This window comes from Paraburkholderia flava, assembly GCF_004359985.1.
Lineage (GTDB): Bacteria > Pseudomonadota > Gammaproteobacteria > Burkholderiales > Burkholderiaceae > Paraburkholderia > Paraburkholderia flava.
This window is the reverse complement of sequence record NZ_SMRO01000002.1, coordinates 1,984,635-1,996,722: the sequence shown is the minus strand read 5'-3', so window position 1 is coordinate 1,996,722 and position 12,088 is coordinate 1,984,635. Positions and strand designations below refer to the sequence as shown.

The following is a 12,088-nucleotide window of genomic DNA, read 5'->3' as shown; positions in this document are numbered from 1 at the left end:
ACCGGACGATCCGGTGGACGTATAGATGAAGATCCAGTTGAAGTATTTTGCGAGCGTGCGCGAAGCGCTCGGTCTCGCGGACGAATCGGTCGATCTGCCGGATGGTATTGCGACCGTCGGCGACGTGCGCGGATGGCTGCGCGCACGCGGCGGCGTGTGGGCCGAAACCTTGACCGAAGGCCGTGCGCTACGGATGGCCTGCAATCACGTGATGACCGACGCCGGCACGCGCATCACCGACGGCTGCGAAGTCGCGTTCTTTCCGCCGGTGACGGGCGGCTGAGGGACCGGGGACGAGCAATGACCGTACGCGTGCAGACCGAAGATTTCGACCTGACCACGGAAGTCGCCGCGTTGCGCGCGCGCGATCCGAAGGTCGGCGCGGTTGCGTGCTTCGTCGGAATGGTGCGCGATCTGAACGACGGCAGCGCGGTCGAGACAATGGAGCTCGAGCACTATCCGGGGATGACCGAGAAGTCGCTCGAGCAGATCGTCGATGCGGCGCGCGAGCGCTGGCCGGGAATCGACGTGCTGATCGTGCATCGCATCGGCAAGCTGTATCCGCTCGACCAGATCGTGCTCGTTGCGACAACGTCTGCGCATCGCGGCGACGCGTTCGCGTCGTGCGAGTTCGTGATGGATTATCTGAAGACCCAGGCGCCGTTCTGGAAGAAGGAAAAGACCGAACACGGCGAGCGCTGGGTCGATGCCCGCACGACCGACGATGCGGCACTGGCGCGCTGGGGTATCAAACCAGACGATACGAACTCGCAGTGACAGCGATGTTCGCCGGGCTGCGCGCCCGAGCGTTGCCGGCTAATCGCCCGAGCGACCGATAATCGGCACCGGAAACGGCTCACCGGGTTTGTGATTCGCCTCGCGGGCGTCCAGTGCATTTTCCCGCCCGCGCTTCGGCGCAACGCGATCGAGCAGCGCCTGCTGCTCGGCCGGCACCTGGTAGTCCCATCCGAAGCGGCTCAATTGCAGGCTCTGCGCGATCCGCAGCGCGGGCTCCATGAAGCGCACGGCTGCCGCAGGCTCGTAGCGCGACTCGACGGTATCGAGGAACAGATACAGCCAGTGGCTGAAATGCTTCGGCTCGATGCCGGGCAACGGTTGGTGCGCCTGCTGCACATTGCCGCGATACGTCTTCGCGCCAAGCACGATGCCGGACCAGAACGCGCACATCTTCGGCAGATGCTCGTCCCACTTCCCGCCGAGCTTCTGCTCGAAAACCGGACCGAGCAACGCGTCGGCGCGCACGCGGTCGTAGAACGCGTAGACCAGTTCGCGGATATTCGCCTCGGTCGGTTCGGCATGGCGGGGATGGGAGGCGGGCGAATTCATTCGGAAGACTCGACGTTCGTTTGATATGACTAAAGCGGGCGATGTTTGGGGCAGGCCACGAGGTGAGCCCGTATCCGGTACGCATCGCCGGCCAGCTTTTCGCATGCCGGTCGGCGACAAAACCGGGGTGTCTTAAAGTGCTCCACAATTGCCGACTGCTGAACGGTCAAACATGCTCAAGCCGTGCATGTTAGAACCCAATCCACGGACCGGCAACCCTTGCAGCGTCGCGGTCATAGACCAACCGCGCGTCACCGATTGTTTTTCGCGAGCCACAGCGCCATGAGACTAACCGACTATACCGACTACTCGCTGCGCGTGATGCTGTACCTCGCCGTCTGCGGCGAAGGGCTCTCGACGATCCAGGACATCTCCGACGCGTACGGCATTTCGCGCAACCATCTGATGAAGATCGTCCAGCGACTCGGCGATCTCGGTTGGGTCGACACGGTGCGCGGCCGCAACGGCGGGCTGCGGCTCTCGGGACGCTCGCGAGCGTTGACGGTCGGTCAGGTGGTGCGCGCGACCGAGAACGATTTTGGACTGGTCAGCTGCCTGTCCAGCGAGGATGCCGCGCACCGCAGCTGCGCGATCCAGGCGGAGTGCCAATTGCGACACGTGTTCGGCGCCGCTCGCGACGCGTTTATGGCCGAACTCGACCGTCATACGATCGATGAAATCTCCCAGCCGGCGTCGCCGCTCGCGGCATTGCTGGGTCTCGGGCAGGTCATTCAGATCGTGCCCGCGCAAAGCGGCGGCTAGGCACGCCGGCGGCGCCGCTGCCGCGTGTCATCGTAAAATTCGCCTGAAAACTCGAAAAAGCGCTTGAAACTCGCACGAAACACCTCATTTTGGTGATATTCGAAATCGGAGCTGCTTAATGAGAGTCGACAAACTCACCACCAAGTTTCAGGAAGCACTCGCGGACGCGCAGAGCCTGGCTGTCGGCCGCGACAATCAATACATCGAGCCTGTCCATCTGCTCGCGGCGCTCGTCGCGCAGCAGGACGGCGCGGCGCGCTCGCTGCTGTCGCGCTCGGGCGTCCACGTGCAGGCGCTGCAAACGGCGCTGAACGATGCGATCCAGCGTCTGCCGCAGGTGCAGGGCACCGACGGCAACGTGCAGATCGGGCGCGATCTGACGGGTCTGTTGAATCAGGCCGACAAGGAAGCGCAGAAGCTCAACGACACCTACATCGCCAGCGAGATGTTTCTGCTCGCCATCGCCGACGACAAGGGCGAAGCGGGCCGGGTCGCGCGTCAGCACGGTCTCACGCGCAAGTCGCTCGAAGCGGCGATCGTCGCCGTGCGTGGCGGCGCGCAGGTGCACAGCCAGGACGCCGAAAGCCAGCGCGAGGCGCTGAAAAAATACACGGTCGACCTGACCGAACGCGCGCGTGCGGGCAAGCTCGATCCGGTGATCGGCCGCGACGACGAAATCCGCCGCTCGATCCAGATCCTGCAACGCCGGACCAAGAACAACCCGGTGCTGATCGGTGAGCCGGGCGTCGGCAAGACAGCGATCGTCGAAGGGCTCGCGCAACGGATCGTCAATGGCGAGGTGCCGGAAACGCTGAAGAACAAACGCGTGCTGTCACTCGACATGGCGGCGCTGCTCGCGGGCGCGAAGTATCGCGGCGAGTTCGAAGAGCGTCTGAAGGCCGTGCTGAACGACATCGCGAAGGACGAAGGGCAGACCATCGTCTTCATCGACGAAATTCACACGATGGTCGGCGCCGGCAAGGCCGAAGGCGCGATGGACGCGGGCAACATGCTGAAGCCGGCGCTGTCGCGCGGCGAGCTGCACTGCGTCGGCGCGACCACGCTCGACGAGTACCGCAAGTACATCGAGAAGGACGCGGCGCTCGAACGCCGGTTCCAGAAAGTGCTGGTCGACGAGCCGACCGTCGAGGCGACGATCGCAATCCTGCGCGGGCTGCAGGAAAAGTACGAGCTGCATCATGGCGTCGATATCACCGACCCGGCAATCGTCGCGGCCGCCGAGCTGTCGCATCGCTACATCACTGACCGCTTCCTGCCGGACAAGGCGATCGATCTGATCGACGAAGCAGCGTCGAAGATCAAGATGGAAATCGATTCGAAGCCCGAAGAGATGGACCGGCTCGACCGTCGGCGCATCCAGTTGAAGATCGAGCGCGAAGCGGTGAAGAAGGAGAAGGACGAGGCGTCGCAGAAGCGGCTGCAGTTGATCGAAGAGGAAATCGATCGGCTCGATCGCGAGTACGCGGACCTCGAGGAAATCTGGACCGCCGAGAAGGCTGCGGTGCTGGGCAGCGCGCAACTGAAGGAAGAGATCGAGCGTACACGCGCCGAGATCACGCGGCTGCAGCGCGAAGGCAAGCTCGAGAAGGTCGCGGAACTGCAGTACGGCAAGATGCCGCAGCTCGAAGCGCAACTGAAGCAGGTCGCGCAGGCGGAGGCGCAGGAGCAGAACAGTCCGACGCGTCGGCGCCTGCTGCGCACGCAGGTCGGCGCGGAGGAAATCGCGGACGTCGTGTCGCGCTCGACCGGCATCCCGGTGTCGCGGATGATGCAGGGCGAACGCGAAAAGCTGCTGCAGATCGAGGAAAAGCTGCACGAGCGCGTGGTTGGGCAGAACGAGGCGATCAGCGCGGTGGCCGATGCGATCCGTCGTTCGCGCGCCGGGCTGTCGGATCCGAACCGTCCGTACGGTTCGTTCCTGTTCCTCGGACCGACGGGCGTCGGCAAGACCGAGCTGTGCAAGGCGCTGGCCGCGTTCCTGTTCGATTCGGAAGAGCACCTTATTCGTATCGACATGAGCGAGTTCATGGAGAAGCACAGCGTCGCGCGGCTCATTGGCGCGCCGCCGGGCTACGTCGGCTACGAGGAAGGCGGCTATCTGACGGAAGCGGTGCGTCGCAAGCCGTATAGCGTGATCCTGCTCGACGAAATCGAGAAGGCGCATCCGGACGTGTTCAACGTGCTGCTGCAGGTGCTCGACGATGGCCGCATGACCGATGGGCAAGGGCGTACTGTCGACTTCAAGAACACGGTGATCGTGATGACGTCGAATCTCGGCTCGCAGGTGATCCAGTCGATGGTCGGCGAGAGCGAAGAAGCGGTGAAGGATGCCGTGTGGGAAGAGGTGAAGCTGCACTTCCGGCCGGAATTCCTGAACCGGATCGACGACGTCGTCGTGTTCCATGCGCTCGACCGTGGGAACATCCAGTCGATCGCGAAGATCCAGCTGCAACGGCTGCACGAGCGGCTCGCGAAGCTCGACATGCAGCTGGTCGTATCGGATGCGGCGCTCGAGCAGATCGGCAAGGTCGGCTACGACCCGCTGTTCGGTGCGCGGCCGCTGAAGCGCGCGATCCAGCAGGAGATCGAGAATCCAGTCGCGAAGCTGATTCTCGCCGGCAAGTTCGGTCCGAAGGATGTGATTCCGGTCGAACTGCAGGACGGCAAGCTGGTGTTCGAGCGCGTCGTGCATTGAGTGCATTGAGCGGCGCTGCGGCGCCGGTATGACCTGGAAGGGCAACGAAGCGATTCGTTGCCCTTTTTCTTTAAATTTATCCTTGTGATTGCAAGGATAATGGATCATATGGCCTATTGTTGATTGAAAATCCGTACGATTGCATGGATTTTTCTATAGGCACACGGCTTGGATCGATAATCCGTGCAATCGTACGGATTATTGGTTTTCGGTCTGCTAAAATAGAAAAATCCGTGTAAATGCAAGGATTCACGATGAAAACGGACATTGAAACACCACGCGATCTCGGCATCGCGATTCGCGCGGCCCGCAAGGCGCAGCGCCTGCGTCAGGACGATGCGGCGGGCAGTATCGGCGTGAGCGAGAGCTTCCTCGGCAAGGTCGAAAACGGTGCGGAAGGCGTGCACTGGGGCAAGCTCTTTCGCGTGCTCGAATCGTTGGGCGTGAAGGTGAGCGTCGATCTGCCGGACGCGGCGGCTGCGTTGCTCGCGCACGAACGCGATAAGCTCGCGAAGCGCGAGGCGCGTGCACGGCGACGTCCTTCCGGGGATGCGGCATGACGGCGGACGAACACACAACGGAGAATGCTCCGCTGGCGCGTAGCCTTGTCGCGAGCATCAACGGTATCGACGTCGGCGTGCTGCGCGACGACGGCGATATCTGGAGCTTCACCTATGCCGCCGACTGGCTCGCGCGCGCGGACAGTTATCCGCTGAGCCCCGCGCTGCCGCTTCAGTCCGAAGCGCTGCGCGACGGCAGCAGCCGTCGGTCGGTGCAATGGTATTTCGACAATCTGTTGCCCGAAGAAGGACAGCGTGCACTGCTTGCGCGCGATGCGAATATCCGCAACGAAGCCGATGCGTTCGCGCTGCTCGCGCACTACGGTGCCGAGTCGGCGGGATCGGTCACGCTGTTGCCGCCGGATCCCGCAGGCGCTCGCACGACTCAAAGCGAAGGACTGCGGCCACTCGCCGACGCGGATCTCGCCGCGCGGATCGACGCGCTGCCACGCGTGCCGCTCACGCACGCTGCGTTGAAGCGCATGTCGCTGGCCGGCGCGCAGCACAAGCTGGCGGTCGTCCTGCAAGACGACCAGCTGTTCGAGCCGGCCGGTGCAACGCCGTCGACGCACATCCTCAAGCCGAATCATCAGGAAGAGGGCGACTATCCGCATTCGGTCATCGACGAATGGTTCGTGATGACGCTTGCCGCGCGGCTGAAGCTGGAGGTGCCACCCGTGCATCGGCGCTATGTGCCCGCGCCGGTGTATCTGGTCGATCGTTTCGACCGGACCGAGCGCGATGGTGAGTGGCAACGCCTCCATACGATCGATGCGTGCCAACTGCTCGATCTCGCGCGCACGTTCAAGTACGAGCAGGGCAGCGTCGAGCAACTCGCCGCGATTGCGCACGCGTGCCGCAATCGCGCGGCGGCGAGAACGCGGCTGTTTTCGTGGCTGGTGTTCAACGTGCTGATCGGCAACTCGGATGCGCATCTGAAGAATCTCAGCTTCTTCGTGTCGCATGAAGGCGTTCAGCTCGCGCCGTTCTACGATCTGCTGAGCGTCGCAGCGTGGAGCACGCCGACGTATCAGAAGCGCGACTGGCCGGAGCGCGTGTCGTTCGCGTGGGACGTGCTCGGCGTGCGCTATTACGCGGACATGAACCGCGAGTTGATGCTGCGTTCCGCCGACGTACTCGGCATCGCACGAGGCACTGCGGTGCGTCTGCTCGATGCGCAGGTGAACGCGATCGGTCGCGCTGCCGACGACCTTTACGCCGAAGTCGAAGCGGAGAACGCGCGGCTTGCCGCTGGCGCTTCTGTGCTTGCCGCGACACTGGGTGGTGAAGCGATGTGCATGCGGGTCATCCGGCACACGATCATTGCCGACATGGTGAGGAAGCTGTCGGCAGCGGGTGCTTGAGCGGGGGCGTACAGAAGACGAAGGGCCGTCGCGAGGACGGCCCTTGAGGCTGCAGAGGTGATACAGGGAGCACGAGACGCTCCCTTTTTGCAGCGTTAAGCGGTCGGCGTGCCGCCGCCCTTGCCGAGCAGCGACGCGAGGCCGCCCAATGCGCCGAGCACGCTTTCGCTGTTCACCTTGCCGTCGGCGGGCACTTCGCCTTGCGGCGTTGCGGTGTTGATCACGTGCGGCAGCACTTGCGACAGCAAACCTGCCGCCTGCTGCGGATCGACGCCGATTTTCGCGGCGAGGCCGCTCACCGCGTCCGAACCGAGCACGCTATGCAGCGTGTCCGGCGAGATCGCCTGATTCTCGCCGTTGCCGACCCACGAACTGATGACGTCGCCGGCGCCTTTTTCCTGGAATTTCTGGATCAGGCCGTTCAGGCCGCCCGGCTGGTTGTTGACGAATTCGAGAGCGGCGGAAATCAGGGCTGTCTGGCCGCCGCCGCCTTCGGGCGACTTGCCAAGCAGGGAACCGAGAGTGTCGAGTAGGCTCATGGCGGTCTCACTGGAGAGCCGGCCTGCGGGTTTCGCAGTTGCGAGGCGCGGACCGGCGGGGGAAAACGCCGCGCAGGGGCGCGGCACGGATAAATCTCGATGCGTTAGCCGCCTGAAGCCGCTGCCGCGGAAGCGGCCTTGCTCTTCTTCGACTTCTTCGTCTTCGTGGCCTTGCCGTCCGACGTTGCAGCAGCCGGCGCAGCGGCAGCCGGTGCCGCCGACGACGCGGCGGCTGCATCGGACGCAGCCTTGCTCTTCTTCGACTTCTTCGTCTTCGTGGCTTTGCCGCCCGACGCATCTGCCGGCGCGTTGGCGGTGGCCGTCGTCGTGGCTGCGGGCGCAGGCGTCGGAGTAGCGGGAGCGGCGGCCGGCGCTGCTGCGGTCGTCGTCGACTTCGTCGCGGCCTTGGTGTTAGCCGATGCAGCTGGCTTTGCCGTGCCGGCTGGCGGCGGCGTGGATGAACCGTTGATGGTCAGGCCGGCGGCTTCGAGATTCGTCACGGACTTCGTACCGATTCCCTTGACGCGGGTCGCGAGGTCGGCGGCATCTTTGAACGGGCCGTTTTTCGTCCGTTCGTCGATGATCGCTTTGGCATGGACGGGACCGATGCCCTTGACCGATTCGAGCGCCGTCTGATCGGCGGTATTGACTTCGACCGCGGCGGCGGCAAAGCCGGCGGAGATCGACAGCACGAGGGCAACGCACAGCATCAACAGCTTCTTCAGCATGGCAGGCACTCCATTGAGGGCAAGAAAAAGTAAGCCGGGAACGGATCGCGCGCATCCAGTCAGCAGGCGCTGGGCTTAAGCATAGGACAAATTGCGCGCCCTTTTTATGAAAGGCTTTCGATTTATACCGATCGATTTGTCGCAAGTAAATCACCGGAGAGGTGATTTAACACTGGTTAAATCTTTGACGGTCTGTGAGTGGAAGGGCGTTGGCGCGCGGGTTGTGCGAGGGCGATTCGATGCGAAACGGGTTGCGCGGAGAGCGACGGCTTCGATGTGCTCAGGCGGCAGGGTCCGGCTGCGCAACGCGCGAGCGCCCATAGCGCGTACTGACGACGCGCCAGTACAGCAGCAGCCCCGTACCGGCTATCGCGAGGCTCGTGGCATTCGCGACCCAGAAGCCGTGCGCGCCGGTGAGCCATGTCGGCACACCGCCGCCGACGTCGTAACCGAGCAGATAGCCGCCGCCGAGGCCGACGCCCCACAGCGCGATCGCATAGATCACGGTCGGCACCACCGCGACGCGGTATGCACGCAGCACGAACGCGGTCGTGACCTGCAGCGCATCGAACAGGTGATAGAACACGACGATCAGCACGAGCGGCATCGCGGCGGCGACCACCTGCGGGTTGGGTGTGTAGCCGGCGACGATGAACGGTCGCAGCGCAAGCACGATCAGACCGTAGCCGCATGCAAGCGTGACTGCCATCAGGATGCCGTGTCGCGCGAGTGTGCGCGCGGCGTCGTAGCGATGCGCGCCGAGTGCCCGCGCGACGAGCGTGGACGCAGCAACGCCGATCGACAGCGGCGTCATGTACAGCACCGCGCTGACGTTCCCCGCGATCTGATGCCCGGCGAGCGTCGTCGTACCGAAGCGCGCGATGAAGAGGGCCATGAACGTGTACGACGTGACCTCGATCAGGTACGACAGTCCCATCGGAATACCGAGCCGCAGTTGAGCGAGCTGTCGTTGCCACACCGGCCAGCAGAAGCGCGAGAAGATCGCGAATGGCCGGAACACATCGAGCCTCGCCAGCACGGTCATGCCGACGGCCGCGAGCGTCCAGTTGATCAGTGTGCTTGCGAGCGCGCAGCCGGGGCCGCCAAGCGCCGGTACGCCGAGGCCGCCGAAGATCAGCCATGTGTTCAGCGGAACCTTGATCAGCAGCCCGCCGATCTGCAGGATCATCACGAGCCGTGGCTGGCCGACCGCATTGGTGAGCGAACTGTAGACGCGAAACGCGAGGCTCGCGGGCAACCCGAACGACAGGATGCGCAGATACGAGACGGTCAGTTCGCGCAGCGTGTCGGGCACGTGCGCGAGCCGCAGCAGCGGCCCTGGAAAATACAGCAGCGTGAAGCCGAGCGCCGCGAGCACGACTGCGAGCCACAGCGACTGGCGCACCTCTTCACCGATTTCGTCGTAGCGTCGCGCACCGTGCAGTTGCGCGGCGATTGGTTGCAACGCGGTGACGATGCCGGTCAGGCCGATATAGACGGAAACGTAGATCGACGAACCGAGGCCGAGCGCGGCCAGATCGACGGCCGAATAGCGGCCGACCATCGCCGTATCGATCACGCCGAACGCGATGATCGCGAGCTGGCCGATCAGCACGGGCCACGCGAGCCCGGCGATTTTCCGTACGTCCTCGAACATCGTCAGTCGGGCTGGCGGCGCGGCGGACGGCGTTTGACCGGTGGCTTCGGACGATCGATGCGGACGTACAGCCGGAAGCGCTCGTCGCGGTCGGCGACACGGCGGCCTTCCCAGACCAGCTTCCAGATATACGCCGGCATCGAACTCGGTTCACCGAAGTCCTGCGTGTCCTGGCGGAGGATCACGTCGCAGTCTTCGTTGAACGAGAAGTGCATGTCGCCGAAATACGCGAAGGTCGCGATCTGCGCGTTACCGAGCCGGACCGGCGAGATGCAGCTGTAGTCGTCCGGCAGATGGCTTGCGATCTGTTCGGCGACGTCCTTATAGGTCCGGCTGTAGTTGACGAGCGGCAGCCACAGCGTCATCAGCAGCACCCACATCAGTGTCGTGCCGGCGCTCGACAGCACGACGCTGCGCCACAGCACCTTCGGATGGCGCGACAGCCGCCAGCGCGCGAGCGCGAACCAGCAGACAGTCACCGCAACCGCGCAGACGAAGGACAGGATCTTGAACTGCGGCGTGAAGCCCGGCGCGTAGCGCGCGAGGTTGCGCGCGAGCGGCGCGGGGAAACCGGTGAGGCCCGCGAGCCAGAACAGCCAGACGGCCGAGCCGATGATCGTGAAGCTCAGCATCGCGAACCAGTCGATCGCGTTGATCGCGCCGCGCTTCAACGTCGGCAGTGCGAACGTGGCGAGTACCGCGAGCGCGGGCAGCAGCAGCATGTAGAGCCGGTTCGACTGATGGCTTTGCAGCACAACGAGAATCAGCAGCGGCGCGATCACCGACAGCGGAATCGCGACGTGCGGCGCGCGCCGCAATCCGGCCCAGCTGAAGAACGCCCACAGCGCGAGCGGCCACGCCGGCCACGTGAACAGCGGCAGGTTCTTCAGCGCATAGCGCAGCACCGGTTCGGGCGAGCCGCCGAACGAGTTGATGCTGCTGTGCATCCACTGGTTGAGGAACCATACGGCGTCGTCGGGGAACATCGAAAGCGCGACGAGCGGCCACGACACCGACAGCGCGAGCGCGACCGGCAGTCCGGCGAGCAGCAGCCAGCGCGAGCGCGTCTCGCGCACGATCACGGTCATCGCCAGCGTGCCGACCAGCAGCGCGATGACCAGCACGGGACTGCTCGACAACGTCACGAGTCCGAGCGCGAACCCCCAGACGAGAGCCCCCTGGATGGGCTTGTCGATCATCCGCACGAGGCCGTAGACGAGCATCGCGACGCAGACGAACTGCATGATCTGCGGCGTCGTTTCGTGGCCTCGCTCGGCGAGGCCGAAGCACGCGAGCAGGATCAGCAGTGCGCCGTCGGCGAGCGTGCGGCCGAAGTCGCGCGGTTCCGGTTCGCCGCCGAACGCATATTTGAACGGCTGCACTTCGGGACGGCGGCCGAGCAGATACGCGGCATACCAGACGAACGCGCACGCCGTGCAGAACAGGAGCCCGGTGAACACGCGCGACGCGTTGCTCGCGTCGACCCACGGCGCGAGCGCGCGGATCGAGCCGGCACCGAGCCAGTAGCCGAGCGGGCCTTCCGACGTGATGTATTTGCCGACGAGGTTCGGCAGCAGCCAGTCGCGCACGTGGCCCGTCGCCATCGTCCACATCACGCCGAAACCGGCTGCGTCCTCGTTCTTCCACGGGTCGCGGCCGAACAGACCGAACGACGCGTAGACGATACAGATGGTCAGCAGCAACCAGCGCGGTAGTGCGCTGGTCGCGGAGGCGGTGAGGCGAACGACAGGTCTCATGCAGATGTCTGGATAGCGGAAAGGCAGGGCGGTAAGCCGCGAGAAACGATGACCGGGACGGTGGCCGGTCTGGAGCATCCGGCATTGTAGACGGGCGCTGCGCCGCGCGTCACGGTCGCGTATGACCTTGAGTCTTGCGGGTGCTTACGGGCGTTGCAGGTGTCGCGCGTACGGTGGAGTGGGAGATCGCGCCGGGCACCGGCCGAAACCATCGTCAGAGGACAGCACCGAAAATAGCCGGCGATAAAAAAGGGCAGCTTGCGCTGCCCTTCGTGCTTCGTTCCGGTCGCCATCGATCGAGGCCCCGGGAACGCGGCTTTTACTTCACTGCCTTGCCGGTGGCACGCGTGCCGAACTTCTTGTTGAACTTCTCGACACGGCCGGCCGTGTCCATGATCTTTTGCTGACCCGTGTAGAACGGGTGCGATTCCGACGACACTTCGATCTTCGCGAGCGGGTACGTCTTGCCGTTGAATTCGGCGGTTTCGCGCGTATGGATGGTCGAGCGGGTCACAAACTTGAAGTCGTTCGACATATCGATGAACAGGACTTCGCGGTAATCGGGGTGGATGCCTTCTTTCATGGTCTTTCCTTTAATCTGGCGGTAGCCAACCCGCGTTAGCGCGAGCCACTTGCCTACGGTCGAAAAACGGCGATT

At 64.1% G+C, this 12,088-nt stretch carries 12 protein-coding genes; 6 read left to right on the top strand and 6 right to left on the bottom strand.

The features are described 5' to 3' along the window. Nucleotides 1-25 precede the first annotated feature (25 nt). Entirely contained in the window at nucleotides 26-283 is a 258-nt protein-coding gene (gene moaD, locus E1748_RS20360; protein WP_133648952.1) for a molybdopterin converting factor subunit 1, read from the top strand. 17 nt (nucleotides 284-300) lie between these two features. Then, nucleotides 301-777, top strand: a complete 477-nt coding sequence (gene moaE / locus E1748_RS20355) for a molybdopterin synthase catalytic subunit MoaE (RefSeq protein ID WP_133648951.1) — start codon at nucleotides 301-303, stop codon at nucleotides 775-777. 39 nt (nucleotides 778-816) lie between these two features. On the opposite strand, the gene E1748_RS20350 is transcribed toward moaE, so the two are convergent. Further along, a complete protein-coding gene (locus E1748_RS20350; RefSeq protein ID WP_133648950.1) occupies nucleotides 817-1,347 on the bottom strand; it encodes a group III truncated hemoglobin in 531 nt (176 codons plus the stop codon). 282 nt (nucleotides 1,348-1,629) lie between these two features. Between E1748_RS20350 and E1748_RS20345 the strand changes: the two genes are divergently transcribed. From E1748_RS20345 to E1748_RS20330, 4 genes are all read left to right on the top strand, one after another. Continuing rightward, nucleotides 1,630-2,109: an Rrf2 family transcriptional regulator gene (locus E1748_RS20345; protein ID WP_133648949.1), complete on the top strand. Its 480-nt coding sequence runs from the start codon at nucleotides 1,630-1,632 to the stop codon at nucleotides 2,107-2,109. A 118-nt stretch (nucleotides 2,110-2,227) separates the two neighbouring features. Next, a complete protein-coding gene (gene clpB, locus E1748_RS20340; protein WP_133648948.1) occupies nucleotides 2,228-4,825 on the top strand; it encodes an ATP-dependent chaperone ClpB in 2,598 nt (865 codons plus the stop codon). Between the two features lie 254 nt (nucleotides 4,826-5,079). Continuing rightward, nucleotides 5,080-5,385, top strand: coding sequence for a helix-turn-helix domain-containing protein (locus tag E1748_RS20335; protein WP_133648947.1), 306 nt, complete (start codon nucleotides 5,080-5,082; stop codon nucleotides 5,383-5,385). Beyond that, complete coding sequence (locus E1748_RS20330; RefSeq protein ID WP_133648946.1) at nucleotides 5,382-6,749, top strand: HipA domain-containing protein; 1,368 nt, start codon at nucleotides 5,382-5,384, stop codon at nucleotides 6,747-6,749. Before E1748_RS20335 ends, E1748_RS20330 begins: the two co-directional genes overlap by 4 nt. A 95-nt stretch (nucleotides 6,750-6,844) precedes the next feature. Here E1748_RS20330 and E1748_RS20325 read toward each other — a convergent pair whose 3' ends face one another. The 5 genes from E1748_RS20325 to E1748_RS20305 all read right to left on the bottom strand — a co-directional run bounded on the left by E1748_RS20325 (nucleotide 6,845) and on the right by E1748_RS20305 (nucleotide 12,013). After that, a complete protein-coding gene (locus E1748_RS20325) occupies nucleotides 6,845-7,288 on the bottom strand; it encodes a YidB family protein (RefSeq protein WP_133648945.1) in 444 nt (147 codons plus the stop codon). Nucleotides 7,289-7,392: 104 nt separating this feature from the next. Next, nucleotides 7,393-8,016 (bottom strand): ComEA family DNA-binding protein, encoded by a 624-nt coding sequence (locus E1748_RS20320; protein ID WP_133648944.1) that lies wholly within the window; start codon nucleotides 8,014-8,016, stop codon nucleotides 7,393-7,395. 280 nt (nucleotides 8,017-8,296) lie between these two features. Continuing rightward, nucleotides 8,297-9,673 carry an MATE family efflux transporter gene (locus E1748_RS20315; protein ID WP_133648943.1) on the bottom strand — a complete coding sequence of 459 codons (1,377 nt, stop codon included), beginning with the start codon at nucleotides 9,671-9,673 and terminating at the stop codon, nucleotides 8,297-8,299. 2 nt (nucleotides 9,674-9,675) lie between these two features. Further along, the gene (locus E1748_RS20310) at nucleotides 9,676-11,430 is read right to left on the bottom strand and encodes an ArnT family glycosyltransferase (protein ID WP_133648942.1); all 1,755 of its coding nucleotides are present in this window, start codon (nucleotides 11,428-11,430) and stop codon (nucleotides 9,676-9,678) included. Between the two features lie 319 nt (nucleotides 11,431-11,749). Then, nucleotides 11,750-12,013, bottom strand: coding sequence for a type B 50S ribosomal protein L31 (locus E1748_RS20305; RefSeq protein WP_133648941.1), 264 nt, complete (start codon nucleotides 12,011-12,013; stop codon nucleotides 11,750-11,752). Nucleotides 12,014-12,088: the final 75 nt, after the last annotated feature.

Excerpts from the sequence above, each read along its gene's own strand:
- E1748_RS20310 (WP_133648942.1), bottom strand. The coding sequence starts at position 11,430 with ATGAGACCTGTCGTTCGCCTCACCGCCTCCGCGACCAGCGCACTACCG.
- E1748_RS20315 (WP_133648943.1), bottom strand. The coding sequence starts at position 9,673 with ATGTTCGAGGACGTACGGAAAATCGCCGGGCTCGCGTGGCCCGTGCTG.
- E1748_RS20305 (WP_133648941.1), bottom strand. The coding sequence starts at position 12,013 with ATGAAAGAAGGCATCCACCCCGATTACCGCGAAGTCCTGTTCATCGAT.
- moaE (WP_133648951.1), top strand. The coding sequence starts at position 301 with ATGACCGTACGCGTGCAGACCGAAGATTTCGACCTGACCACGGAAGTC.
- moaD (WP_133648952.1), top strand. The coding sequence starts at position 26 with ATGAAGATCCAGTTGAAGTATTTTGCGAGCGTGCGCGAAGCGCTCGGT.
- clpB (WP_133648948.1), top strand. The coding sequence starts at position 2,228 with ATGAGAGTCGACAAACTCACCACCAAGTTTCAGGAAGCACTCGCGGAC.
- E1748_RS20325 (WP_133648945.1), bottom strand. The coding sequence starts at position 7,288 with ATGAGCCTACTCGACACTCTCGGTTCCCTGCTTGGCAAGTCGCCCGAA.
- E1748_RS20350 (WP_133648950.1), bottom strand. The coding sequence starts at position 1,347 with ATGAATTCGCCCGCCTCCCATCCCCGCCATGCCGAACCGACCGAGGCG.
- E1748_RS20335 (WP_133648947.1), top strand. The coding sequence starts at position 5,080 with ATGAAAACGGACATTGAAACACCACGCGATCTCGGCATCGCGATTCGC.
- E1748_RS20345 (WP_133648949.1), top strand. The coding sequence starts at position 1,630 with ATGAGACTAACCGACTATACCGACTACTCGCTGCGCGTGATGCTGTAC.
- E1748_RS20330 (WP_133648946.1), top strand. The coding sequence starts at position 5,382 with ATGACGGCGGACGAACACACAACGGAGAATGCTCCGCTGGCGCGTAGC.
- E1748_RS20320 (WP_133648944.1), bottom strand. The coding sequence starts at position 8,016 with ATGCTGAAGAAGCTGTTGATGCTGTGCGTTGCCCTCGTGCTGTCGATC.